The sequence below is a fragment of the Flagellatimonas centrodinii genome (assembly GCF_016918765.2).
GTDB classification, from domain to species: domain Bacteria; phylum Pseudomonadota; class Gammaproteobacteria; order Nevskiales; family Nevskiaceae; genus Polycyclovorans; species Polycyclovorans centrodinii.
On record NZ_CP092104.1, the window covers coordinates 115,752 to 139,607 of the forward strand.

The following is a 23,856-nucleotide window of genomic DNA, read 5'->3' on the forward strand; positions in this document are numbered from 1 at the left end:
TGCCCATGACCTATTTCCGCCGTGCCCTGACGCAAGGGCGAAAGCCTGTCCTGACGGCCCTTGCCGGGCTGTTGCTGTCGCTGCCGGCGTGGGGCAACGTCACCCTCAACCTGAAAGAGGCCGACATCAGCGCGCTGATCGCCACGGTCAGCGAGGTAACCGGGAAGAACTTCATCGTCGACCCCCGCGTTAAGGGGAAGGTGACGGTGATCTCCAGTCGCCCGATGAGCACCGACGGGGTCTATGAGACCTTCCTGGCGGTTCTCCAGGTTCAGGGGTTTGCCGTGATCCCGGCCGGCGAGGCGCTGAAGATCGTGCCCGAGACCAATGCCCGCCAGGACGGCGGCATGCTCGGCCCCGGCGGTCGCGCCGCAGACGAAGTGGTAACGCACGTCTATGCGCTTGAGAACATCTCTGCTGCGCAGTTGGTGCCGATCCTGCGGCCGCTGGTGCCACAGTGGGGGCATCTTGCCGCCTATGCCCCGGCGAACATGCTGATCATCGCCGACCGTGCTGCCAACGTGCGCCGCCTCGACAGCCTGATCCGACGGATGGACCAGACCGGCGACCGCGAGATCGAGTACGTGCGCCTGCAACATGCCTCCGCCAGTGAGGTGGTGCGCATCCTCACCACGCTTTCGCAACAGAACAAGCAGCAGGATCCGACCATCCAGCCGGCCGTGGTCATTGCCGATGAGCGTTCCAACAGCGTGCTGATCGGCGGCGACAAGTCGGAACGCCAGAAATTCCTCGACATCATCGACAACCTCGATATCGAGATGAAGGACGATGGCAGCACCCAGGTGGTCTACCTGCGCTACGCCAGCGCCGAGAACCTGTCGCCGATTCTGGAAGGGTACGCCCAACAGGTGGCGTCGGCCGATGCCGGTGGTGGCGGTGAGGGCCAGGCCCGTCCCGCCGGAGGCGGCAGCGGGGACGTTCGTGTCCTCGCCGATACCGATACCAATGCCCTGATCATCACGGCGCCGCCGAAGGCGATGCGCCAGATTCGCGATGTCGTTGCCCAACTCGACATTCAGCGCGCCCAGGTGCTGGTCGAAGCGATCATTGCCGAGGTGAGTGCCAATACCTCCAGCCAGCTGGGCGTTGACTGGGCCGTCTTCAACAACAACCGCATCGCGGCCGCCGGCATTCTCGACCCCAATACGCTGTCGGCAATCGGCAGTGCCGCCGCCAGCGTCGCCACCGGCGGCAGCGACCTCGCCGCGCTTGGCCTGATCGGCCAGGGCATCAACATCGTCGGTGGTCGCGATGGCGGCAGCGACGGCACCTCCTTCGGCCTGCTGCTGAAGGCTCTTCGGGGCGATGGTGACACCAACATCCTCTCCACCCCGACCCTGGTCACGCTGGATAACGAAGAAGCCAGCTTCTCCGCCGGGCAGGAAGTGCCCTTTCTCACCGGGTCGTTCAGCAATACCGGGGTCGGCAGCACCACCGGCGCGGTCAACCCGTTCCAGACCATCGAGCGACGGGACGTCGGCCTCAGCCTGGGCGTCACGCCGCAGATCAACGAAGGCAATTCCATCAAGCTGCAGCTGGACCTCGAAAGCTCCAGTCTCGCCAGTGGCTCCGCCGGCGCCGCCAACCTGATCACCAACAAGCGCACCCTGACCAACACGGTTGCGGTGGAGAACGGCCAGATTCTGGTCATCGGCGGGCTGATTGATGACAGCCTGCAGGAAACCCAACGTGGTGTCCCGCTCCTCAGCGCCATTCCGTTGCTCGGCCGGCTGTTCGAATACCGCTCGGTCGACAAGGTCAAGCGCAACCTGATGATGTTCATCCGCCCCACCATCCTGCGGGGAATCGAGGATGGCAATTACTACACGCGGGCCAAGTACGACAGCGTGCGTCAGGCGCAGATCGATGCCTCGCGAGGCGCCATCCCGCTGATTGGCGGCCAGCGCACGGTGCTGCCCCCGCTGGAACATTCGCAGATCCTGCCGCCCTCGGCGACTGTCGTGACGCCGACGGTCGAGCCCGAGGCCGGGCCGGAATGAGCGAGCAGCAGACGACGGCGACCGAACACCTGCCGCTGTTGAGGCCATCGTTCGTTTTTGCCCGCAAACATGGCGTGATCGTCGCCGAGGATCTGGGCAGTCACGTGCTGGCCGTGATTCGCACTGGCGCACCGGTGGAAGCGATCCAGGAAACTCGCCGCTTCGTCGGACGCCCGCTCAAGCTGAGAGCCGTGGCACCGGACGAGTTCGATGCGCTGTTGCAACGTACTTACGAGGGGCAGACCGCCGCCAGCTCGGCATTGATCGATGGCATGGAGTCGATCGACGACCTCGATAGCCTGGCGCAGGCGCTGCAGGAGAACCAGGACCTGCTGGAGTCGAACGACGACGCGCCAGTCATCAAATTCATCAACGGCCTGCTGGTGGAGGCGATCAAGGAGAACGCTTCCGATATCCATATCGAAAGCTTCGAAACCCGGCTGCAGATCCGTTTCCGGGTGGACGGTGTGCTGCGCGAGGTATTGGCACCGCCGAGATCGCTGGCCCCCCGGCTGGTGTCGCGTATCAAGGTGATGGCCAAGCTCGATATCGCCGAAAAGCGGTTGCCGCAGGACGGACGTATCTCGCGCGCATTCGGCGGTCGCAAGGTGGATGTTCGGGTCTCCACGATTCCCACCGGTCAGCAAAGCGAGCGTGTGGTGCTGCGCATTCTCGACAAGCAGACCGAGCGCCTCGACCTCGAACACCTCGGCATGTTGCCGGAGCAGACTGCACTGCTGCGACGGCTGATCTATCGTCCCTATGGGATCATCCTGGTTACCGGTCCCACCGGCTCCGGCAAGACCACCACGCTCTATTCGGCGTTGTCGGTACTCAACGATCGCAGCCGCAACATCATGACGGTCGAAGATCCGATCGAGTACAACATTGACGGCATCGGCCAGACCCAGGTCAACGGCAAGGTCGACATGACCTTTGCCCGTGGTCTGCGCGCGATCCTGCGACAGGACCCGGACGTGGTCATGGTCGGCGAAATTCGCGACCTCGAAACCGCCCAGATTGCGGTACAGGCCTCGCAGACCGGTCACCTGGTGCTGTCCACCCTGCATACCAACACGGCGGTGGGAGCGGTGACCCGCCTCCGTGACATGGGCGTGGAGCCCTATCAGCTGTCGTCGTCGCTGATCGGCCTGATGGCGCAGCGGTTGGTGCGGACGCTCTGCGCCCACTGCAAGACACCGCACGAGGCCACCCCAACCGAGAAAGAGCAACTGGCGGTGCCCGTCGATGCGCCATTGACCCTATACCGCCCCGCCGGCTGCCCACTGTGCCGTCATACCGGGTTCCTTGGCCGCAGCGGCATTCATGAGCTGATCGAAATCGATCGCAACTTCGAGACGCTGATTCACGACGAGGCCAGCGAGCAGTCGATGGAACAACACGCCCGCAGTCGCACGCCCGGCATTCTGCAATCGGGTCGCGCCAAGGTGCTGGCCGGCCAGACCACGCTGCAGGAAGTGCTGCGCGTCACGATCGAAGAATAGGCAGGGACCGGGAATGGAGAATCGGGAATCGTTTGAAGTGGGAGACTCCGTGGCGGTCCCGATCCCCGATTCCCGATTCCCGATTCCGGGCTGAAAGCCATGGCCGCCTATGAATACAGCGCACTGGATGCCCGCGGCAAAGGCCGCAAGGGGTTGATCGAGGGCGATACCCCGCGTCACGCCCGCGCCCTGTTGCGGGAGCAGGGCTTGAACCCGTTGGAGATTCACGAGGTTTCGGAGCAAAAGTCCACCTCATCGCTGCCATTTTCACGGCGCGGCGCCGGTATCTCCAGTACTGATCTTGCGTTGTTCACGCGACAGCTTGCGACGTTGGTGAGATCCGGTCTGCCGCTCGACGAGGCATTGACGGCCGTGTCGGAACAGAGTGAACGCAAGCATGTCCGGCGGGTCGTGCTGGGTGTCCGGTCCAGCGTGGTCGAAGGCAATCCGCTGGCCACCGCACTGAACCAGTTTCCCAACGTGTTTCCGCCCCTGTTTCGCGCCACCGTTGAAGCGGGCGAGTCCTCCGGCAAGCTCGACCATATCCTCGAGCGCCTGGCTGACTACGTTGAACGGCGCCAGGCAATGAACCAGAAGATCATGCTGGCAGCCTTCTACCCGGCCATCCTCACGGTGGTCGCGGTGTCGGTGGTGATCCTGCTGCTGACCTACGTCGTGCCACAGGTGGTCGACGTCTTCTCGAGCATCGATGCGGAATTGCCGGGACTGACCCAGGGACTCATCGCCACCTCCGACTTCCTCCGCGACAACGGCATCTGGCTGTTGCTGCTGGGCGCCGCCGGTGCCACCGCCTTCTCCTGGATGATGCGCCGCGATACCTTTCGCCGGCGAGTCCACATGGGCTTGTTGAGAGTGCCACTGGTCGGCCGCCTGGTGCGTGGCACCAATACCGGGCGGTTTACCCGCACGCTCGGCATCCTGTTCGGCAGTGGCGTCCCGATTCTGGATGCCATGCAGATCGGCACCCAGGTGGTCACACATCTGCCGATGCGGGAGGCCATTGAAGAGGCTGCGGTCAGCGTCCGCGAGGGCACCTCGCTGTCGCGGGCCCTGCACGCCAGCAAGTTGTTTCCGCCGATCACGCTGCACTTGATTGCCAGTGGCGAATCATCGGGAAAGCTCGACGAGATGCTGGATCGTGCCGCCGAGAATCAGGAGCGCGAGGTCGAAACCCTGGTGGCAGCACTGATGGGCGTCTTCGAGCCGGTGCTGATCCTCACGATGGGGGGCGTTGTCCTGGTGATCGTGCTCGCCATCCTGCTGCCCATCTTCGATCTCAACCAACTGGTGCAGTAAGCCCTGGGCGCACCGCCGCGTTGCGCGGCGTCGGGCAAAAAAAAGACGCCCTTTCGGGCGTCTTTTCATTCAGCTGTGGCGGAGCGGACGGGACTCGAACCCGCGACCCCCGGCGTGACAGGCCGGTATTCTAACCAACTGAACTACCACTCCGCATATTTGAAACAATGGTGGGTGCTGACGGGTTCGAACCGCCGACATTCGCCTTGTAAGGGCGACGCTCTACCAGCTGAGCTAAGCACCCTGGCGGTACTTCCTCAGCACCCCGGAAAGACGACTACTTTATCAGGTCCTTGAGCGCCTTGCCAGCCTTAAATGCCGGCGTCTTGCTGGCCTTGATCTTCAGCGGGGCGCCGGTCTTCGGGTTACGGCCGGTCCGGGCAGCGCGCTCGCGCAGCATGAACGTACCGAAACCGACCAGCGACACCTTGTCCTTCTTCTTCAGCGCCTTGCCAACCACTTCAAACAGTGCGTCAACCGCACGACCCGCGTCAGCCTTCGACAGGTCCGCCTTGTCAGCGATGGCCGCGATCAGTTCCGTTTTATTCATTCAAAAGTCCCCTCGATTGAGAATGGCCATGTGGCCGATGGAGTGACACCGGAGCCCGTCACGTCTTGACGAACGGGCCTGCACCTTCAGCTTGACCCCTGCCGCAGGTATGCCCCGGTTGCCGAGCGTTATAGCAAGGGCTCCGGGCAAGCGTCAATCGCGCCGGAGCCCGTATTTACGAGGTTTTCCGGGCGCTGTCGGCGCCAGCATCCGGTGCGCTCCGGTCCGCCTGCCCCGCTGCAATGACCGGGTGCCCCTGCGTCCGTCGGCCGATTGACGCCGAATACGATCCCTAAGCCATTGAATATGACGAATTCGCCGCAATCTCGATGGGGTCCTGCATAATCAATGGACCGTCCGCTTTCGATTATTGAGGTGCCTCCGCGTGGAGCCGTTCAACGACCGCAGTGCCCCCGTTCTGCCGCTACGCGATGTGGTGGTCTTCCCCCACATGGCGATTCCCCTGTTCGTGGGTCGGGAGAAATCCATCAAGGCCCTGACGGCCGCCATGCAGGACGACAAGCGCATTCTGCTGGTCGCCCAGCGCACCGCCGATGTCGATGACCCGACCCCGGATGACCTCTATTCGGTCGGCACCCTGGCCAGCATCCTGCAGATGTTGAAACTGCCCGACGGTACGGTGAAGGTACTGGTGGAAGGCGTGCGTCGCGCCCGCATCCAGAGCTGGCAATTGGAAGGCGAATTCCTCAATGCCGAGTGCCAGCCCCTGGCCGAAGACCTGACCGCCATTACCGACAACCGCGAGTTGGACGCACTGACCCGCTCGACTCTGGCGCAGTTCGAGCACTACACCAAGCTCAACAAGAAGGTGCCGGCCGAGCTGCTGCCGTCCCTGGCCAGTATGGATGCCCCCGGGCGTCTGGCAGACACCATCGCTGCCCACCTGTCGCTGAAACTCGAGGACAAGCAGAAGGTCCTCGAAATCGAATCCTCGAAGGCGCGGCTGGAGCACGTGTTCGCTGAGCTCGAGGGCGAGATCGACGTGCTGCAGATCGAAAAGAAGATCCGTGGCCGGGTCAAGCACCAGATGGAAAAGAACCAGCGCGAGTACTACCTGAACGAGCAGATGAAGGCCATTCAGAAAGAACTCGGCGACAGCGAGGAAGGCCCCAGCGAGCAGGAAGAGCTTGCCGAGAAGATCGAGAAATCGGGGATGCCCAAGGAGGCCAAGAACAAGGCCCGCGCTGAGTTCAACAAGCTGAAAATGATGCCGCCGATGTCAGCGGAAGCCACGGTGGTGCGCAACTACCTCGACGTGCTCACCCAGGTGCCGTGGAAAAAGCGCAGCAAGACCGTCATCGACCTGGAGGCATGCCAGAAAAAGCTCGACGAGGACCACTACGGGCTGGAGAAAGTCAAAGAGCGCATCGTCGAATATCTGGCGGTGCAGAGCCGCGTGAAAAAGGTGAAGGGTCCGATCCTCTGCCTGGTCGGGCCACCGGGCGTGGGCAAGACCTCGCTCGGCCGGTCCATCGCCGAATCGGTCAACCGCAAGTTCACGCGCATGGCGCTGGGCGGCGTGCGCGACGAGGCCGAGATCCGCGGTCATCGCCGGACCTACATCGGCTCGATGCCGGGCAAGATCGTGCAGAACCTGTCCAAGGTCGGCACCAAGAATCCGCTGTTCCTGCTCGACGAAATCGACAAGATGAGCACCGATTTCCGCGGCGACCCGGCCTCGGCCTTGCTGGAAGTGCTCGACCCGGAACAGAACCACACCTTCCAGGACCACTACCTGGAAGTGGACGTCGATCTGTCTGACGTCATGTTCGTGGCAACTGCCAATACCCTGAACATCCCCGGCCCCCTCCTGGACCGCATGGAGATCATCCGCATTCCGGGATACACCGAGGACGAGAAAACCAACATCGCCCGCAAATACCTGTTGCCCAAGCAGGTGCGCGAGAACGGCCTCAAGGACGGTGAGCTCAAGATCAGCGAGAAGGGCATCCGCCACATCGTGCGCCACTACACCCGCGAGGCGGGCGTGCGCAAGCTGGAACAGCACCTTGGCAAGATCTGCCGTCAGGTGGTCAAGCAGCTGCTGCTCAAACCGAGCAGCAAGACGGTGAGCATCACCGAAAAGAACGTCAACAAGTATCTCGGCGTCGAGCAGTTCCGGTACGGGCGGGCGGAAGAGCAGAACCGCATCGGCCAGGTTACCGGGCTGGCGTGGACCGAGGTCGGCGGTGAACTGCTGACCATTGAAGCGGCGCTTGCACCCGGCAAGGGCAAGCTGACCCAGACTGGCTCGCTGGGCACGGTGATGCAGGAGTCGATCCAGGCCGCGCTGACGGTGGTGCGGTCACGCGCACGGGAGCTGGGGATCGACCCCAAGTTCAATGAAACGCAGGACCTTCATGTTCACGTTCCAGAGGGCGCGACCCCCAAGGATGGCCCCTCGGCCGGCGGTGCCATGTGCACGGCCCTGGTCTCGGCGCTCACCGGAATCGCGGTGCGCAGTGATGTCGCCATGACCGGCGAGATCACCCTGCGCGGCGAAATTCTCCCGATCGGCGGCCTCAAGGAAAAGCTCCTGGCTGCCCAGCGCGGCGGCATCCGGACCGTGCTGATCCCGCAGGAGAATGCCAAGGATCTTGCGGAGATTCCCGAATCGGTGAAAGCCGCCTTGCGGATCGAACCGGTGCGCTGGATCGAGGACGTGCTGAAGGTGGCACTGGAACGACTGCCAGACCCCCTGCCGGAGACGCCGCCGCCGCCGGCAGCGGCCGTGGGCAGCGCCGAACTTCCCCGCGCACACTGAGGCCCCTGTCCCGCGGCGGTGGCGCCCGGTCGCGACGATGCCGTCACCGGCAGAGGCGTGATCGGCGGCACCGGCCGCGGCTTGGCGTGCGGACACCTCTGTTATTCTGTAACAGTTCCGTGCCGCTGCCGCCATGACTGTCTACCTCTACGCCACCTTCGCCGCCCTCGCCAGCGGCCCCGCGCTGTATGCCGTTGCCCGCCCTCGGCCCCGCGTCCGTCGCGCCCTCGGCGCCCTCGTCTGGATCGCGTTGTCCGCGCTACTGGCCTTTGAAGTCATCCCCGAAGCCCTCAGTGCCGGTGGCGGGTGGGGCTTTGCCTGGTTCGCGGCCGGCCTGGCGGGGCCGACTGCCCTCGAGCAGGCCGTGCGCCGGCTGCGACGCCAGACCCACCTCGCCGCGCTGGCCGTTGCGCTGATCGGCCTGGGGCTGCACGCACTGGCCGACGGCGCGGTGTTGGCGGCGGTTCGCCCGGAGACCGCCGGCCTCGGCGCTGCCGTGGCGCTGCACAGCCTGCCGATCGGACTGACCATCTGCTGGCTGGTGATTCCGGCTCTCGGCTGGGGCCGGGCGGCGGCCGTATTGCTGGCAGTGTGCGGTGCGACCCTGCTGGGGTTTGTCGCCACCCCGGATCTTGAGGCGGCGCTGGGGCCGGTGGCCTGGGCCTGGCTGCAGATGATGGTGGCGGGGTTGTTGCTGCATGCGCTGCTCGGCCGCCCCCACGCTCACGCTCACGCCGACGATCCACCGCCGTCGGCGGGCTGAAGCCTCCGGCGCCGCCGCCGAGGCGCGCGCGATTGCACCCCAGTAGGGCCTTGTCATCACCTGAACGGCGCGAAACCTGCATGGGGGGCTCCGGCCCTCCGTTACACTCGATGCCATGACCCTCACCATCGACCTCATTCTGCTCGCCGGCCTGCTGCTGGCTGTCAGCATCCTGGCGACGGCGGTGACGCCGCGACTGGGGGTCCCGTTGCTGCTGGTGTTCCTGGCGGTCGGCATGCTGGCCGGCGAGGATGGTCCCGGCGGCATCCGTTTCAACGACTATCAGCTCGCCAACCTGGCTGGCACTCTGGCGCTGGCGGTGATCTTGTTTGACGGCGGCATGCGGACCGCCTATCGCAATTTGCGCATGGCGCTGTGGCCGTCGGTGTCGCTGGCGACCCTCGGCGTGCTGATCACCAGCGGCCTGACCGGCGCCTTCGCCACCTGGTTGTTGGACCTGCATTGGGCAGAGGGCCTGCTGATCGGGGCCATCGTCGGCTCCACCGACGCTGCCGCGGTATTCGCGCTGCTCAGCGCCCGCGCGGTCTCGCTCAATACCCGTGTCACTGCCACGCTCGAAACCGAGTCGGGTACCAACGATCCGATGGCCGTGTTTCTGACCTTGGCGGTCCTCCAGTATCTGGTGCTGCCTGACAGCTATTCGGTGACCGATTCGCTGCGACTGCTGGTCCAGCAAATGGGCCTCGGCGGCCTCATGGGGGTGGCGGGGGGCTACGGGCTGATGATGTCGCTCAATCGCCTGCGCCTGAGTGATTCGCTCTACCCGCTGATGGCCCTGGCCGGCGGCCTGCTGGTCTTCGGCGTCACTTCACGCCTGGGGGGCAGCGGATTTCTGGCGGTCTATATCACCGGACTCTGGATCGGCAATCACCGGGTACATGCGCTGCCCAATATCCGCCGCTTTCACGATGGCGTCGCCTGGCTGGCGCAGATCGGCATGTTCGTCATCCTCGGGCTGCTGGCCTCGCCGAGCGCCTTGATCGGCGTCGCTGTCCCTGGCCTGCTGATCGCGCTGGTGCTGATCGGCGTGGCGCGGCCGTTGGCGGTGTGGCTGAGCCTGTTGCCGTTCCGCTATCCACTGCGGGAACAGGCCTATATCGCCTGGGTCGGGCTGCGCGGCTCAGTGCCGATCGTGCTGGCGACCTACCCCTGGCTAGCCGACATCCCCAATTCCGCGCTGTTCTTCAATGTGGCGTTCTTCATCGTCATCGTCTCGTTGGTGATCCAGGGCTGGACGCTGGCGCCGATGGCGCGGCTACTGGATCTCTACGTCCCCAACAACAGCGCTCGCATCCAGCGTGTCGACGTCGACCTGCCGGGTGCGGTCGACCACGAGATCGTCAGTTACCGGGTGCCCCGCCATTCCGGCCTGAGCGGCATGACCATCAAGGAAATCAGCTTGCCCGAGGGCACACGGGTGGTCTGTATCACCCGGCACAACAAGCTGCTGCCCTACCGTCACTGGGGACAACTGCAGGAGGGCGACAGCGTGACCCTGCTCTGCCATCAGGATGAACTCGACGCCCTCGACAAGATTTTCGAAAGCAGTCGCAAGCCGTTGAAGAAGGCTGATCAGCGTTTCTTTGGTGAGTTTGGCATCGTCCCCGCTGCGCCGATGTCAGCGCTCGCCGATGCCTATGGGCTTGACGCCCTGCCCCCCCATGCCGCCCGCCTGACGGTGGCCGAATTCATTGCCAGCAGTCTGCCAAAACCGGTCGTCGGCGACCGTCTGCGACTGGGCGAAATGGAACTGGTGGTCCGGCGGATCGAGGGCGACGTGATCCTCGATATCGGTCTGCGCCTCCCGCATTGATCGAGGATGTGTCGGCGGGCGATCGCGGGAGGCCACCATCGGCGCGGGCACCCGCCAGCGGAAGTGGGCTACAACGGCTCACCCAGCGCCCGCAGGCGCTCCTGCACGAACACTGCATGGGGGACAAAAAGCAAGTCACTTAGCTTGCGGATCAATGCCTCTTCATGCGGGTCCAGCACCTCGTCAGCCAGCGCCACCCGCCACAGCCGGGCCAACAGCGCGCGTTTGCCGTCGGCATCAAGCGTGGCGTTGAGGGTATCGATGAGTCGATGCAGCGATGCCGTGCCCTCGGCGGTCTCGGCGGCATCACGACGCAGCTGCTCCGCCGCGGCCGGTGCCAAACTGAATGCCTCGCCAAGTTCGCGAAGCAGCTGATCGATCTCCACCTGCGCATGGTGGAAGTCGGCATGGGCTACTTCATGGAGCAGAACGGCGATCGCCTGCTGCTGCGCGCTCTCCGACGGCGGTGAGGCCTCGTTATGCAGTTCCGACCGAAGTCGTTGCCAGACCTTCGACAGCATCATGCCTCCCTTGATGGTTTCCGGGTGATGCCGGCTGGAACGGCATCGAATCGCGACCGAGCATACCAAGGGTGTTGCGACCGCCGTCGATTCAGTCCGCCAGAAACGCGTCGACGACCTGATGGATACGGGCGAGCTGACCATGAAAAAAATGCCCGACATCGGGAACCTCGATGAGCTTCGGCGCCGGGGTGTAGTCGAGCAACTTCGCTCGGGTTTCCGCGAATGACACCACCTCATCTGCCGTGCCGTGGATAACCCACCAACGTCCGCTGGGACGCGGCGGCGGTGGCAGGCGAACGTACTTGCTCAGCGGCGGTGCCACCGTCAGCACGTCGGCCGTCGGCAACCGCGCGGCCGCCCTGAGCAGCACGAAGCCGCCGAACGAGAAACCGGCCAGCACCAGCGGCAACGCCGGCAGCAGGGCCGAAAGCTGCTCCGCCAGCTGCACCGCATCATCCGTTTCACCGCGTCCGTCGTCATGAACGCCGCCACTGCCACCGACGCCACGGAAGTTGAAGCGCACGGCAACATATCCGTTGCGCACCGCCGCGCGCGCCAGCGTCTGCACGACCTTGTTGTCCATGGTGCCGCCAAACAAAGGGTGCGGATGAGCCACCAACATGGCGCCGCGCGGTGCTTCGGCCGGCATCGACAGAGCGACTTCGATCGGCCCCGCCGCGCCTGCGACCTCAGCGACGGACGACTGCCCGGGCGGTGGCAGCACGAGCGATGCCGTGCTTGCGGAAACCGGTTGAATCATGGTGCGGCATCCTCGGCCAATGCGGCTTGCAAGCGTATCAGGGCGCACCTATAGTGATTTGATCGCTGTCACAACGACGACTAGGGGAAGAACTCATGCGTATGACGCTGCTGGCCGCCACGTTGGCGGGCCTGACCGGAGCAATGGGCAATGCGGTGGCGGCAGATCCGTCGCAGCGTGCACCGACCGCCGCCGCTTTTGTCGAATTCGACTTCGGCGGGGCTGAGACCCTGTCATCCGAGAGCAGCCTGCGCTATGGGCTTCAGCTTGACCACGACCGGCGCTTTGCCGATGTCCCTGCAGCACCGATGTTCCGCATGGCGTTCACGCCGAAGGGCTTCAACAGTGCGGCCCTCAACGGCCTGCCCTTCGCCTACCGCAGCGCCACCGTCAGCCAGACTGGTGAGGCACTCGAGTACACGGTGTTCGACTACGGTCTGGTCGCCCTGGGCGCCATCGGCATCGGCTTCGCCGTCGCCGAAATCGCTGATGCTGACGACGAGACACCGGACCCCGCGCCCAGCCAGACCGGCGATGGCGAGACCTCCGGCGAGGGCAGCGTCATCGGCGACATCATTGACGGCGTGGGCGATGTGGTCGACGGCATCCTCGGTGGCGGCTTCCGCAGTGCTCCGGCCGGGTGGTCAGCGGACCGCAGTCACGAATCGGCTTGGCTGAGCGCCAGCTTCGGGCAGATGGGCGACCTCGACAGCGACCGCTGACGCCAGCGCCAAGGGTAAACTGTAGGGGGAGCTTCGGCTCCCCCTTTTTTTGTCGCCGCCAGGGATGCTGAACATGCTCGACCGCCTCGATCCGGACCGTTGGCCCCGTCTGCACGCGGTCCTCGGCACCGACCTGCGGTCGCTGGCCCTGTTCAGGGTACTGCTCGGCGCCACCCTGCTCGGCCTGACGCTGGCGCAGCTGGGGGATATCGGCACGCTGTATGGCGATGTCGGCGTTGCGCCCCGTCACACCATCCTCGAAACCAGCGCTTCCTGGACGGTGTCGCTGCATTTCATCAATGGCAGCCTACTGGCCACTCTGTTGTTCGCGCTGGCCCAGACCCTGGCCGCGCTGTGCCTGACCTTCGGTCGCGGGACCCGGGTCGCCACGATCTTCAGTCTGGTGCTGTGGGCGTCGTGGATGAGTCGCTATCCGCTGCTGCCGGGCCAGGGCGATGCGATCCTGGCGCTACTGCTGCTGTGGTCGCTATGGCTACCCCTGGGCGCGCGCTATTCGGTCGATGCCGCCCTGTCGACCCGCGCACCACCGGAAGATCCCCGTCATTTGTCCGTGGGCAGTGTCGGCCTGCTGCTCAACGTGGCACTGATCTTCATCGTCACCGCGCTGCGGATGAGCCCCGAATGGCGGAGTACCGCAACCGCACTGGCGGCTTGGCACCCCTCGGCCGCCATGCCCGACACCCTCGCGGCACTTGCGACGCTGACCAGCTGGAACCTGCTGCTGTTCGGCACACCACTGTTGCTGCTGAGCCCGTTGGCCGGCCGTTGGGGCCGCTATCTGCGGGTCCTCCTGCTGGCACTGGCGGCCTTCCTGCTGCTGGCCGCCGGTGCGCTCCCTGGTCCGGCCGGGCCGGTGTACTGCGCCTGTCTCGCCGCCCTGGCTGCGTTCATCCCCGCCGATGTCTGGGCTGCGCTGGCGCGACGCCCACGGGCGCGGCGCGCGGTCACGCTTTACTACGATGAGCACTGTCCTTTCTGCCTCAAATCGGTGCAGTTGCTGCAGGTGTTTCTGGCACTGCAACACGCCACACTGGTCCCCGCCCAATCACGGGCGCGAACGGCCACGCTGATGGAAAAACATCAGTCCTGGGTCGTGATCGACGACAACGACCAGGCACATTTGAAGTGGGCTGCCATGGTCGCCCTGCTACGGGCCTCTCCGCTGTTTCCCGGCCTCGACCAGCTGCTCGCCCTGCCCCTCTGGAACCGCCCCGGCGATGCTCTGTATGACGCGGTGGCACGCCATCGGGGACGGCTCGGGGCGCTGACCGCGATCCTCTGGCCACGGCAGCCGGTACAATTCGTGCCGGCCACCATGGCGCAGCGATTCGCCACCCTGTTCCTGTTGCTGACATTGGGATGGCAAACCGCATCGCTTGTCGGTGCCACTGGCGCCCAAAGCCTGCTACGCCCGCTACTGGCACCCCTGCATCTGGACAGCCGCTGGGGCACCCCACTGGAACAGCTGCCGACCCACAACGACTGGCTGGTGGTGACGGGAGAAACCGCCGATGGCCATGTGCAGAATCTGCTTGCCGCCGACGAGGTCATCGACTACCGACGTCCTTCGGCAACACAGGCCGAGGCGTCCTTTCGCTGGCGCCGCTACTGGCAGCAGCTGACCCTGCCGGCCAACGCGCGCCATCGTGAGGGTTATGCCGCCCTGCTCTGCCTTCAAGCCAACGGCCCGCACCCGGATGACCGCCTGCCCGGCGCCAATGCGCTGCTTCGGGTCCAGATCGACCACGTGGTGGCACCGCGTGGTCGCGGTGGCGCCGAGCGCACCACCCTATGGCAGCAGTCCTGCTTCGGGAACGGGTCGCCGAACCTCCATCATCGGGACTGAACCGCGATGATCGACATCGGGGCCAATCTGGCGAACGCCTGCTTCGATGCGGACCGTGAAGCGGTGCTGCAGCGCGCACGCGCTGCCGGTGTCGAGCACATCGTCATCACCGGCAGCTGTCGGGACAGCAATGCGCTGGCTGCCGAGATCGTGACGACGGATCCGGACTTTCTGTCGGCTACCGCCGGTGTCCATCCACACCACGCCCGCGACTGGGAGGACGCCGACGCCAGATTGATCCGCGCGCTGGCCGCGGACGGCCGCGTCGTCAGTCTCGGCGAATGTGGCCTCGATTATTTCCGCGATGTCTCACCACGCCCGGCCCAGCATCGGGCATTCGAGGCACAGCTGGCACTGGCAGCCGAACTCGGGCTGCCGCTGTTCCTGCATCAGCGCGATGCGCATGCCGACTTCCTGGCGCTGCTGCGGCCGTGGCGTCCCCGGCTTGCTGCGGTGGTGGTCCACTGTTTCACCGACACGGCCGACGCACTGCGCGACTACCTCGACCTGGACTGCCACATCGGCCTGACAGGCTGGGTCTGCGATGAGCGGCGAGGGCAGCACCTGTTGCCGCTGGCGCGAGCGATTCCGGCCGACCGACTGCTGGTAGAGACCGACGCGCCGTATCTGCTGCCGCGCAGCCTGCCGAAGCCGATGCAGAAAGCGGCAGGGCGCCGCAATGAGCCGGCCTTCCTGCCCTGGGTGATCGCTGCGCTGGCTGCCGCTCGGGACGACACCCCGGCAGCGTTGGCGGCACAGACCGCCGCCAACGCGCGCCAGTTCTTCGGCCTGGGGCAGGCCGCCTCGATCAGTCGGTAACGGCCCCACGGGACGCCGTGGTTACCGTGCGGGCGAACTTGGCGAGCACGCCGCGGGTGTAACGCGGTGCAGGCTGTGTCCAGCGGCTGCGCCGGGCCGCAATCTCGGCGTCGTCGACGTTCAGTTGCAACAGCAACTGGCGGGCATCGATGGTGATCGAATCACCCTCCTCGACAAGACCGATGACGCCCCCCTCGAAGGCCTCCGGCGCGACATGTCCGACCACCATCCCCCAGGTGCCACCGGAGAAGCGGCCGTCGGTGATCAGCCCGACGCTTTCGCCCAACCCCTTGCCGATCAGCGCGCTGGTTGGTGCCAGCATCTCGCGCATGCCGGGGCCGCCGCGGGGCCCTTCATAGCGGATCACCAACACGTCGCCGGGCTGAATACGGTCTTCGAGAATCGCCGCCATACACTCGTCTTCCGAGTTGAAAACCCGTGCCGGTCCGGTGATGACCGGATTCTTCAGGCCGGTGATCTTGGCGACCGCCCCCTCCGGCGACAGGTTGCCCTTGAGCACGGCCAGATGTCCCTGCGCATACATCGGTCGGTCGAACGGGCGAATCACGTCCTGATCGGCACGCGGCGTGTCCGGCACCGAGGCCAGCGCCTCGGCCATTGTTTCACCGGTAACGGTCAGCGCGTCACCGTGCAACAAGCCGTTGACCAACAGCATCTTCAGCACCTGCGGCACGCCACCGGCATGATGAAAGTCAACCGCCACATACTTGCCACTGGGCTTGAGGTCACACAGCACCGGCGTCTTGCGACGGATCATCTCGACGTCGTCGATGCTGAACGGCACGTGGGCGGCATGGGCAATGGCGAGGAAATGCAACACTGCATTGGTGGAGCCGCCGGTTGCCATCACCAGGCTCATGGCATTCTCGATGGCCTTGCGGGTCACGATGTCGCGGGGCTTGAGGTCCTGCTTGATGGCGGCCACCAGCACGCGGGCGGAATCGGCAGCCGAGTCAGCCTTTTCGGGATCGGGTGAGGCCATCTGCGAGGACCCCAGCAGACTCATGCCAAGTGCCTCGAAGGCACTGGACATGGTGTTGGCGGTGTACATGCCGCCGCAGGCGCCCACGGATGGGCAGGCATTCTTTTCGATCCCGATGAAGTCTTCCTCGCTCATCTTGCCGGCGCGGAACGAGCCGACTGCCTCGAATGAAGACACCACCGTCAGCGGCACGCCCTTCCAGTTTCCCGGCTTGATGGTGCCGGCGTAGACGAACACGCCCGGAATGTTGAGCCGCAGCATGCCGATCATCGCCCCCGGCATGTTCTTGTCGCAGCCGCCGACCACCAGCACGCCGTCCATGCACTGCGACGCGCAGGCGGTTTCGATGGCATCGGCGATGACCTCACGCGAGATCAGTGAGTACTTCATGCCCTCGGTGCCCATCGAGATCCCGTCGGTGACGGTCGGGATCCCGAAAATCTGCGGCATGGCGCCGCTCTCGCTGATCGCGGTGCACGCCCGATCGGCCAGCGGTGCAATACCGGCATTGCAGGGGTTCATGGTCGAATGACCGCTGGCAACGCCGACGATCGGCTTGTTGAAGTCGTTGTCGCCGAAGCCCACTGCGCGCAGCATGGCGCGGTTGGGCGAGCGCTCGAGGCCGGCGGTAATGGTGCGGGATTTCTTGTTGAGAATGTCGTTCATGTCGGACTGGGTAGCAGCGGGCTCAAATCAGGGGCGCGAGCATAGCGCCGAGGGCCCGGTTCCGCGACCGCCTGGCGTCGTCCGCCGCGGTTCAGAAGCGGTCAGGGATGTAGTCCCGCAGGAAGTCCTCGCGGCTGATCGCGAGCAGGGCGGCATCGCTCAGCGAGCAGGCATCGCTGTCGTAGGAGATCGACGCTACCACCCAGTCACCAGACACCGGGTCGCGGCTCAGTTCGCAGCTGTGCTCTGCCGCCAGTCGCATGGCCTCGGCCACCAGCATGTCTCAGGCGGCGACCGCCGGCGCCACGCCCTGCTTGCGGGCGTAGCTGCGGAGAAAGGCCATCTGGTCAGCCAGGATCCGTCGGTTCTGCAAGATCAGATACTCGGCAAGATTGGGGGTGTACGGGATCGCCAGCAGCTTCATGCTGGCCTCTTCCGGCGTGCGATCGTCCTTGCGCTGGTTGCAATGGCGGCAGGCGGTGACGCAGTTCTCCCAGGTGCTGAGCCCGCCGCGCGAGGCCGGAATCACATGGTCGCGGGTCAAGTTTCCGTTGGAAAACTGGCTGCCACAGTACAGACAGATGTTCTGGTCGCGTTGGAACAGCGTGCGATTGGTCAGCAGCGGCACACCCTTTTCGAACCGGCGTGAGCGGTCGGAAACGGCAATGATGCTACCGATCTCGATCTGCGAGGTCCGTCCGGTGGCGGCGCAGGTGCCGCCGCGAATCAGGAAGCGTTCATCGCCGGCCTCCCACCGCACACGGTCACGGGCGTAGAGCACGACAGCGGTCTGCCACCGGATCCAGCCTACCGGCAGTCCACCCGCGTCCAGCTTGAGAATGGCAGGTATCGCGTTCATGGCCCGAGTCGTATCCCGAAAGACCGCCGGCGAAAGCAGAACCGGCCTTTCAATGCAACGTCATTGGGCCATCATGACGTGACAGACGATCGAATGCCAGTCGTCAAGCCGCTGATGGATCAATCGCTTGCGCGCCAACCCGAGAGGTTCACAGCAGTCGCGAGGGCAGCCGACCGACGGCGCGGGATGACGGTCTGGCCGGGCGCTAGCGGCGCCAGACCACGCTTGAATTCATGACGAACCCCCGCATCTTGTCCACAGACCCACCCAGCGCACGCAGGAGCACGGACCATGCGAATGGAGCAACTCACCACCCGCTTTCAACAGGCCCTGGCAGAAGCCCAGAGTCTGGCCATCGGCCGCGATCACCCGGCCATCGAACCTGTCCACCTGGCCATCGCGCTACTGGCCAGCGCCGACACCGGTGCCGGTGCCCTACTACAGTCGGCCGGTGCCGACACCAACGCTGTCAAGCGTGCGCTCGATGCACTGCTGGAGCGCCAGCCCCGGCTCGGCCAGGCCGATGGCAGCCTACAAGGCTCACCGGCACTGTCTCGCCTGCTGAACCTCTGTGACCGGCTCGCGCAACAACGGCAGGACCCCTACATCGCCAGCGAGCTGTTCTGGCTGGCGGCGGTCGACGACAAGGGCGACCTCGGCGATGTCCTGCGCCAGGCCGGCCTCGACAAGGCCCGTCTCGATCAGGCAGTCGATCGCCTGCGGGGCGGCCAGAAGGTTGATTCCGCCGGCGCCGAAGACCAGCGCCAGGCGCTGTCCAAGTACACCATCGACCTCACCGAGCGCGCCCGCAACGGCAAGCTCGACCCGGTGATCGGGCGGGACGAGGAAATCCGCCGGGTCATCCAGGTCCTGTCGCGCCGCACCAAGAACAACCCGGCCTTGATCGGCGAACCCGGGGTCGGCAAGACCGCCATTGTCGAGGGACTGGCCCAACGCATCGTCGATGGCGAGGTGCCAGAAAGTCTCAAGGGCCGCCAGTTGTTGACGCTTGATCTCGGCGCGTTGATCGCAGGGGCCAAGTTCCGTGGCGAATTCGAGGAGCGCCTGAAAGCGGTACTGACCGACCTGTCGAAGCAGGACGGCAACGTGATTCTGTTCATCGACGAAATTCATACCCTGGTCGGCGCTGGCAAGGCCGACGGCGCGATGGACGCCGGCAACATGCTCAAGCCGGCCCTTGCGCGTGGGGAACTGCACTGCATTGGCGCCACCACCCTCGATGAGTACCGCAAGTACATCGAGAAAGATGCTGCGCTGGAGCGGCGCTTCCAGAAAGTGCTGGTCGGCGAACCCAGCGTCGAGGACTCGATCGCCATCCTCCGTGGCCTCAAGGAGCGCTATGAAGTCCACCATGGCGTCGATATCACCGACGGCGCGCTGATCGCCGCCGCCCAGCTCAGCCATCGCTACATCACCGACCGCAACCTGCCCGACAAGGCCATCGACCTGGTGGACGAAGCCGCCTCGCGCATCCGCATCGAGATCGATTCCAAGCCGGAAGCCCTGGACCGGCTGTATCGACGGCTGATCCAGCTGAAGATCGAACGCGAGGCGCTGAAGAAGGAAAGCGACGAGGGCGCCAAGCGCTCGCTGGCCGAGCTGGAAAAATCCATCACCAGCCTCGAACGCGAGTATGCCGACCTCGAAGAGCAGTGGAAGGCGGAAAAGGCCACCGTGGCCGGCTCGTCCAATGTGCGAGAGGCACTGGAAAGCGCAAGGCTGGAACTCGATGCCGCGCGTCGCAGCGGTGATCTCACCCAGATGGCCGAGCTACAGTACGGGCGCATCCCCGAACTTGAAAAGCAGCTTGCCGCCGCCAACACCGCAGCCGAGGGGCCCGTCGATGACGCCGGTTCAGCCAAGCTGATCCGCACAGCGGTAACGGAAGACGAAATCGCCGACATCGTGTCCCGGTGGACCGGCATTCCGGTCAGCAAATTGCTGGAAGGCGAGCGTGACAAGTTGCTGCGCATGGAAGAGGCTCTGGGCGCCCGCGTCGTGAGTCAGGAAGAGGCCATCGCCGCGGTTTCCAACGCCATCCGTCGCTCGCGTGCGGGACTGTCCGACCCCAACCGGCCAATCGGCTCCTTCCTGTTCCTCGGCCCCACGGGTGTCGGCAAGACCGAGCTGTGCAAGGCGTTGGCGAACTTCCTGTTCGACACCGAAGAGGCCATGGTACGGGTCGACATGAGCGAGTTCATGGAACGCCACAGCGTCAGCCGCCTGATCGGTGCGCCCCCCGGCTACGTCGGCTACGACGAGGGCGGCATGCTCACCGAGGCGGTGCGACGGCATCCCTATTCGGTGATCCTGCTCGACGAAGTCGAAAAGGCCCACCCCGACGTGTTCAACGTACTGCTGCAGGTGCTGGACGACGGCCGGCTCACCGACGGCCAGGGGCGGACCGTCGATTTCCGCAACGCCGTGGTCGTGATGACCTCCAACCTCGGCTCCTCGCTGATCCAGGAGATGATGGGCAAGACCGGCGGCGCCAATGACTATGCCGCGATCAAGGAGGCAGTGATGACGGTGGTTGGCCAGCATTTCCGCCCGGAGTTCATCAATCGCATCGACGAGTCGGTGGTATTTCACCCGCTGGGCAGCACCCAGATCCGGGCGATTGCCGCCATCCAGACCCGCCGGGTGGTGGAGCGCCTGGCCAGCCGTGGCCTGACGCTGCACTTTACCGACGCCGCGCTGGACCAGTTGGCCGAAGTCGGCTTCGACCCGGTCTACGGCGCCCGGCCGCTCAAGCGGGCGATCCAGAACGCGGTGGAAAACCCACTGGCGAAGGCCGTCCTCGCCGGCGAGTTCGCCAGCGGCGACACCTTGCTCGCCGACCGCGGCGCCGACGGCCATCTGGATTTCCGGCGACAGGCTGCCGACTGACCCCCGGCGGCCTACCGCCCGGCGGCGGCGGCCCCCTCCCGGACGTGAACCGGCGCACGGTACACTCGGGCAAGATACGGGATGCTTCAAGGGCAACGCGAGGGCGCTGCCCATTCCCGATCGGGGGCCCAAGATGAGCCCTGGATCGGGCGTCTCTTGCCGAGAGGGTGGAAGATGGACGTCGAGCCGTACCGCTGGACTTTGCGAACAGGGTTCACCCTGATCGAGCTGCTGGTCACCATCGCGGTGGTCGCGATCCTCGCGTCCATCGCCGTGCCCTCGTTCCAGGGCGTGATCCGCAGCAACCGTGCCGCCTCGGAGGTCAACCAAATCCTTACCCTGCTGACCGTCGCCCGCAGCGAGGCGATCAAGCGCAACACCAATGTCAGCCTGTGCCCGACACCCGACGGCGAGAAGTGCGACCCCGATCAGGCATGGGCGGAGGGCGTCATGATCTTCCTCGATCCGGATGGCAACGGAACACGCGATTCGGCGGCCGAGAGCACCGTGGAAGTGGCCCGCCCCTTGAGCCGCATCAGCACCATTACCCCCACTGCCACCTTCAGCAACGGGCTGACCTACAACTCGCTGGGCCGGATTGGGGAGGGAGCCGGTTCGATCACCGTCCAGCCTTACCCCGGCGACAGTCACTACGACAAGAAACTGGTCATCAATCTCGTTGGTCGGGCACGGGTCGAATAATGCGGATCGCACCTCACCGAACTGAGTCGCGCGTGCTCCAGACCGGCGTCGGACTGATCGAAGTGCTGGTCGCCCTGCTGATTCTTGCGATCGGCCTCCTCGGTATTGCCGGGTTGCAGACTGCCGCAGTCCAGACCAACTACCTCGCCTACCAGTACACCATGGCAGCGCGTCTGGCCGAGAATCTGGCCGAGAACATGCGGGCCAACCGAGTCGGGCTGCTCAACAACGACTACACCCTGGCCTTCGGTGCCGAGCCTGCCGACCCGGGCAGCGACTGTGGCGCCGCCAGCGCCGACTGCTCGCCTGCCGAGCTGGCCGCCTGGCAGCTGGCGGACTGGTACGGCATGCTGGCCTCGCCGGAAGAGGCCTACGAAAATGCTGCCGTCAGCCTCGCCGAGGCGCTGCCCTCGGCCCGCGGCAGCGTGACCTGCGCGGCCCCCTGCACCGACCGTAGCCTGCGGGTCATCACCGTGTATTGGGACGCCGAGCGCGCCGGGGTCAGCGGCGATGGCTGTGACCCCGACGACCCCGACGACCTGCAGTGCCTGCGGCTGGGGGTCAACCCATGAGACCGTCCCAGCGCGGCCTGTCGCTGATCGAGCTGATGATCAGTCTGGTCATCGGCCTGATCCTGACGCTGGGTATCGTCCGCGTCTTCAGCGCCAGCCAGCATGGCTATCGGGTGCAGGAAAGCACCGGCCGCCTGCAGGAGAACGCCCGCTTCGCGATGGAGACCCTCGGACGCGAGCTCCGGCATGCCGATTTCTTTGGGGGTGCTGTCCCGGAGTTCATTGAACGTCACAGCAGTATCGCCAGCCCGGGCGCCGCTTGCAGTCTGTCGTGGATGGCGGACATCTCAAGGCCGCTATTCGCCTATGCAGGCGCCGCCACCTCGCCGCTGGCAGGCTGCACCAAAACAGACTACGTCCCCAATACCGATATCCTGGTCGTGCGTTACGCCGATCCCGCCGAATATCGAACCACCGCTTACTTCGACGGCACCGATGAAGCCGATGCGCAGGAGGGCGGCCTGCTCTACCTGCGGTCCCGCATTGGCCGTGGCGGTTATTTGTTCCCCTTCACCACCGCCGTTGCCAAAGCAGCAATCACCAAGAGCCCCGTCGATGGCGATGAGAGCAATGGCGTCTACAGCTATCAATACGCCGCCAATGTGTTCTTCACACGAAACAACGGGTCACTGCCGACGTTATATCGCGTGAGCATGGACAAGAGCGGTGCCAGCGATGCCCAACAATTGATTGAGGGCATCGAGATGATGCGCCTGATGTTCGGCGTCGATCTCGACGGCGACAGTGTAGTGGACCGCTACCTCACCATCGCCGAAATGGCTGCCGACAACTGGCGCCGTGCCATGGTGGTTCGGGTTGGCCTGCTGGTGCGGGGGGACGCGCTGGACAACTTCGTCGACGACGCCACCTACACCTTCCCAGACGGCTTCACCTATACCCCGCCGACGGCCGATCGCCGGTTCCAGCGCCGCCTATTCGTGCAGGACCTGCACCTGCGTAACCGGACCGATCGCTCATGAGCCTGCCTCTCTCCGACCGCCAGCACGGCATGGCCCTGGTGATCTCGCTGATCCTGCTCACGGTGCTGACGCTGATCGCGGTGATCGCGGTGCGCGGCTCCGGACTGGAAGCCCAACTCGCCAGCAATACGGTGATGCGGGCCGAGTCGTTCAGTGTGTCGGAGAGCACCCGCCGCAACCTCGGCGAGATCATCGACGTCCACACATTCACCCGCGGCTGGCCGGTATCCCTCAATGGAACGGTTCCCAATGACGAGTTCGCCTTCACCCTGCCCCCCGGCCTCCGCCTGTGTGCCGAGAGCTCTGCCAGCGATGCTTGCGCGACGGCTGTAGCCGCGGATCCGCCGCGGGCCTGGTATCTGGGGAACTCCGAAGCCGTGACCGGCTTCGACCCCGCGGTGCTCGACTTTGACGCCGAGCAGGTGACAGATGCCTCGCAACCGCTGCCTCAGCGGGCGCGGATTTCGGTATTCAAATTGGTGACGGATCTCAACCCCGGCGCCGGCGCCGCGATGGTGGCGGGCTACGAAGGTGTCGGCAAGTCAGCCGCAGCCGGCGGCGGTCGGGTGTTCTATTACGCCAGCAGCACGGGGCAGGATCTGTCCGACACACCGCAATCTGAAACCGAAACCGGGGCGGACTACCGCCACGTCATTCGCAACTGAAATCCATCGACCCGATCACGGTCCCGGAGCTG

At 65.0% G+C, this 23,856-nt stretch carries 20 protein-coding genes and 2 tRNA genes; 14 read left to right on the forward strand and 8 right to left on the reverse strand.

Annotated elements, in window-relative coordinates:
• The first annotated feature begins 5 nt into the window (after window positions 1-5).
• The 3 genes from gspD (at window position 6) to gspF (ending at window position 4,843) form a co-directional block, all read left to right on the forward strand.
• On the forward strand, window positions 6-2,021 hold the full coding sequence (gene gspD, locus JN531_RS00530) for a type II secretion system secretin GspD (protein WP_228346905.1): 2,016 nt from the start codon (window positions 6-8) through the stop codon (window positions 2,019-2,021).
• Window positions 2,018-3,526 (forward strand): type II secretion system ATPase GspE, encoded by a 1,509-nt coding sequence (gene gspE / locus JN531_RS00535; protein ID WP_228346906.1) that lies wholly within the window; start codon window positions 2,018-2,020, stop codon window positions 3,524-3,526. Before gspD ends, gspE begins: the two co-directional genes overlap by 4 nt.
• Window positions 3,527-3,625: 99 nt before the next feature.
• A complete protein-coding gene (gene gspF, locus JN531_RS00540) occupies window positions 3,626-4,843 on the forward strand; it encodes a type II secretion system inner membrane protein GspF (protein ID WP_228346907.1) in 1,218 nt (405 codons plus the stop codon).
• 76 nt (window positions 4,844-4,919) lie between these two features.
• Here the strand turns inward: gspF and JN531_RS00545 are convergent.
• The 3 genes from JN531_RS00545 to JN531_RS00555 all read right to left on the reverse strand — a co-directional run bounded on the left by JN531_RS00545 (window position 4,920) and on the right by JN531_RS00555 (window position 5,393).
• Window positions 4,920-4,996 (reverse strand) — tRNA-Asp (locus JN531_RS00545).
• Between the two features lie 15 nt (window positions 4,997-5,011).
• Window positions 5,012-5,087, reverse strand: a tRNA-Val gene (locus JN531_RS00550).
• Between the two features lie 33 nt (window positions 5,088-5,120).
• Complete coding sequence (locus tag JN531_RS00555) at window positions 5,121-5,393, reverse strand: HU family DNA-binding protein (protein ID WP_228346908.1); 273 nt, start codon at window positions 5,391-5,393, stop codon at window positions 5,121-5,123.
• A 451-nt stretch (window positions 5,394-5,844) separates the two neighbouring features.
• Between JN531_RS00555 and lon the strand changes: the two genes are divergently transcribed.
• From lon to JN531_RS00570, 3 genes are all read left to right on the forward strand, one after another.
• Window positions 5,845-8,178: an endopeptidase La gene (lon, locus tag JN531_RS00560; RefSeq protein ID WP_366522452.1), complete on the forward strand. Its 2,334-nt coding sequence runs from the start codon at window positions 5,845-5,847 to the stop codon at window positions 8,176-8,178.
• A gap of 133 nt (window positions 8,179-8,311) precedes the next feature.
• The gene (locus tag JN531_RS00565) at window positions 8,312-8,941 is read left to right on the forward strand and encodes a hypothetical protein (protein ID WP_228346910.1); all 630 of its coding nucleotides are present in this window, start codon (window positions 8,312-8,314) and stop codon (window positions 8,939-8,941) included.
• Window positions 8,942-9,056: 115 nt separating this feature from the next.
• Entirely contained in the window at window positions 9,057-10,775 is a 1,719-nt protein-coding gene (locus tag JN531_RS00570) for a potassium/proton antiporter (RefSeq protein WP_228346911.1), read from the forward strand.
• A gap of 68 nt (window positions 10,776-10,843) precedes the next feature.
• Here the strand turns inward: JN531_RS00570 and JN531_RS00575 are convergent, their stop codons facing one another.
• Together JN531_RS00575 and JN531_RS00580 are read right to left on the reverse strand one after the other, a co-directional pair.
• Window positions 10,844-11,299 carry a tellurite resistance TerB family protein gene (locus tag JN531_RS00575; RefSeq protein WP_228346912.1) on the reverse strand — a complete coding sequence of 152 codons (456 nt, stop codon included), beginning with the start codon at window positions 11,297-11,299 and terminating at the stop codon, window positions 10,844-10,846.
• An 88-nt stretch (window positions 11,300-11,387) separates the two neighbouring features.
• On the reverse strand, window positions 11,388-12,059 hold the full coding sequence (locus tag JN531_RS00580) for an alpha/beta hydrolase (RefSeq protein ID WP_228346913.1): 672 nt from the start codon (window positions 12,057-12,059) through the stop codon (window positions 11,388-11,390).
• Window positions 12,060-12,154: 95 nt separating this feature from the next.
• Between JN531_RS00580 and JN531_RS00585 the strand changes: the two genes are divergently transcribed.
• The 3 genes from JN531_RS00585 to JN531_RS00595 all read left to right on the forward strand — a co-directional run bounded on the left by JN531_RS00585 (window position 12,155) and on the right by JN531_RS00595 (window position 15,467).
• A complete protein-coding gene (locus tag JN531_RS00585) occupies window positions 12,155-12,781 on the forward strand; it encodes a hypothetical protein (RefSeq protein WP_228346914.1) in 627 nt (208 codons plus the stop codon).
• Window positions 12,782-12,854: 73 nt separating this feature from the next.
• On the forward strand, window positions 12,855-14,648 hold the full coding sequence (locus JN531_RS00590) for a DCC1-like thiol-disulfide oxidoreductase family protein (protein WP_228346915.1): 1,794 nt from the start codon (window positions 12,855-12,857) through the stop codon (window positions 14,646-14,648).
• A gap of 6 nt (window positions 14,649-14,654) precedes the next feature.
• On the forward strand, window positions 14,655-15,467 hold the full coding sequence (locus tag JN531_RS00595) for a TatD family hydrolase (RefSeq protein ID WP_228346916.1): 813 nt from the start codon (window positions 14,655-14,657) through the stop codon (window positions 15,465-15,467).
• Here JN531_RS00595 and ilvD read toward each other — a convergent pair.
• The 3 genes from ilvD to JN531_RS00610 all read right to left on the reverse strand — a co-directional run bounded on the left by ilvD (window position 15,457) and on the right by JN531_RS00610 (window position 17,995).
• Window positions 15,457-17,136: a dihydroxy-acid dehydratase gene (gene ilvD / locus JN531_RS00600; protein ID WP_228346917.1), complete on the reverse strand. Its 1,680-nt coding sequence runs from the start codon at window positions 17,134-17,136 to the stop codon at window positions 15,457-15,459. The genes JN531_RS00595 and ilvD overlap by 11 nt on opposite strands.
• Window positions 17,137-17,227: 91 nt before the next feature.
• A complete protein-coding gene (locus tag JN531_RS00605) occupies window positions 17,228-17,416 on the reverse strand; it encodes a hypothetical protein (protein WP_228346918.1) in 189 nt (62 codons plus the stop codon).
• Between the two features lie 3 nt (window positions 17,417-17,419).
• Window positions 17,420-17,995 carry an HNH endonuclease gene (locus tag JN531_RS00610; protein WP_228346919.1) on the reverse strand — a complete coding sequence of 192 codons (576 nt, stop codon included), beginning with the start codon at window positions 17,993-17,995 and terminating at the stop codon, window positions 17,420-17,422.
• Window positions 17,996-18,286: 291 nt separating this feature from the next.
• Here JN531_RS00610 and clpB point away from each other — a divergent pair, with 291 nt between their 5' ends.
• From clpB to JN531_RS00635, 5 genes are all read left to right on the forward strand, one after another.
• Complete coding sequence (gene clpB / locus JN531_RS00615) at window positions 18,287-20,905, forward strand: ATP-dependent chaperone ClpB (RefSeq protein ID WP_228346920.1); 2,619 nt, start codon at window positions 18,287-18,289, stop codon at window positions 20,903-20,905.
• Window positions 20,906-21,079: 174 nt separating this feature from the next.
• Window positions 21,080-21,607: a GspH/FimT family pseudopilin gene (locus JN531_RS00620; protein WP_228346921.1), complete on the forward strand. Its 528-nt coding sequence runs from the start codon at window positions 21,080-21,082 to the stop codon at window positions 21,605-21,607.
• A gap of 32 nt (window positions 21,608-21,639) precedes the next feature.
• Window positions 21,640-22,179 carry a type IV pilus modification protein PilV gene (gene pilV, locus JN531_RS00625; RefSeq protein ID WP_228346922.1) on the forward strand — a complete coding sequence of 180 codons (540 nt, stop codon included), beginning with the start codon at window positions 21,640-21,642 and terminating at the stop codon, window positions 22,177-22,179.
• The gene (locus JN531_RS00630) at window positions 22,176-23,159 is read left to right on the forward strand and encodes a PilW family protein (protein ID WP_228346923.1); all 984 of its coding nucleotides are present in this window, start codon (window positions 22,176-22,178) and stop codon (window positions 23,157-23,159) included. Before pilV ends, JN531_RS00630 begins: the two co-directional genes overlap by 4 nt.
• The gene (locus JN531_RS00635) at window positions 23,156-23,824 is read left to right on the forward strand and encodes a PilX N-terminal domain-containing pilus assembly protein (RefSeq protein ID WP_228346924.1); all 669 of its coding nucleotides are present in this window, start codon (window positions 23,156-23,158) and stop codon (window positions 23,822-23,824) included. The genes JN531_RS00630 and JN531_RS00635 overlap by 4 nt, the downstream gene beginning before the upstream one ends.
• Window positions 23,825-23,856: the final 32 nt, after the last annotated feature.

What these genes read in the sequence shown, in the direction of transcription:
- JN531_RS00595 (WP_228346916.1), top strand. Translation starts at nt 14,655, where the DNA reads ATGATCGACATCGGGGCCAATCTGGCGAACGCCTGCTTCGATGCGGAC.
- JN531_RS00620 (WP_228346921.1), top strand. Translation starts at nt 21,080, where the DNA reads ATGGACGTCGAGCCGTACCGCTGGACTTTGCGAACAGGGTTCACCCTG.
- JN531_RS00580 (WP_228346913.1), bottom strand. Translation starts at nt 12,059, where the DNA reads ATGATTCAACCGGTTTCCGCAAGCACGGCATCGCTCGTGCTGCCACCG.
- JN531_RS00635 (WP_228346924.1), top strand. Translation starts at nt 23,156, where the DNA reads ATGAGCCTGCCTCTCTCCGACCGCCAGCACGGCATGGCCCTGGTGATC.
- gspE (WP_228346906.1), top strand. Translation starts at nt 2,018, where the DNA reads ATGAGCGAGCAGCAGACGACGGCGACCGAACACCTGCCGCTGTTGAGG.
- ilvD (WP_228346917.1), bottom strand. Translation starts at nt 17,136, where the DNA reads ATGAACGACATTCTCAACAAGAAATCCCGCACCATTACCGCCGGCCTC.
- JN531_RS00565 (WP_228346910.1), top strand. Translation starts at nt 8,312, where the DNA reads ATGACTGTCTACCTCTACGCCACCTTCGCCGCCCTCGCCAGCGGCCCC.
- lon (WP_366522452.1), top strand. Translation starts at nt 5,845, where the DNA reads ATGGCGATTCCCCTGTTCGTGGGTCGGGAGAAATCCATCAAGGCCCTG.
- JN531_RS00570 (WP_228346911.1), top strand. Translation starts at nt 9,057, where the DNA reads ATGACCCTCACCATCGACCTCATTCTGCTCGCCGGCCTGCTGCTGGCT.
- clpB (WP_228346920.1), top strand. Translation starts at nt 18,287, where the DNA reads ATGCGAATGGAGCAACTCACCACCCGCTTTCAACAGGCCCTGGCAGAA.
- JN531_RS00605 (WP_228346918.1), bottom strand. Translation starts at nt 17,416, where the DNA reads ATGCTGGTGGCCGAGGCCATGCGACTGGCGGCAGAGCACAGCTGCGAA.
- JN531_RS00555 (WP_228346908.1), bottom strand. Translation starts at nt 5,393, where the DNA reads ATGAATAAAACGGAACTGATCGCGGCCATCGCTGACAAGGCGGACCTG.
- JN531_RS00630 (WP_228346923.1), top strand. Translation starts at nt 22,176, where the DNA reads ATGAGACCGTCCCAGCGCGGCCTGTCGCTGATCGAGCTGATGATCAGT.
- JN531_RS00590 (WP_228346915.1), top strand. Translation starts at nt 12,855, where the DNA reads ATGCTCGACCGCCTCGATCCGGACCGTTGGCCCCGTCTGCACGCGGTC.
- JN531_RS00575 (WP_228346912.1), bottom strand. Translation starts at nt 11,299, where the DNA reads ATGATGCTGTCGAAGGTCTGGCAACGACTTCGGTCGGAACTGCATAAC.
- gspD (WP_228346905.1), top strand. Translation starts at nt 6, where the DNA reads ATGACCTATTTCCGCCGTGCCCTGACGCAAGGGCGAAAGCCTGTCCTG.
- JN531_RS00610 (WP_228346919.1), bottom strand. Translation starts at nt 17,995, where the DNA reads ATGAACGCGATACCTGCCATTCTCAAGCTGGACGCGGGTGGACTGCCG.
- gspF (WP_228346907.1), top strand. Translation starts at nt 3,626, where the DNA reads ATGGCCGCCTATGAATACAGCGCACTGGATGCCCGCGGCAAAGGCCGC.
- JN531_RS00585 (WP_228346914.1), top strand. Translation starts at nt 12,155, where the DNA reads ATGCGTATGACGCTGCTGGCCGCCACGTTGGCGGGCCTGACCGGAGCA.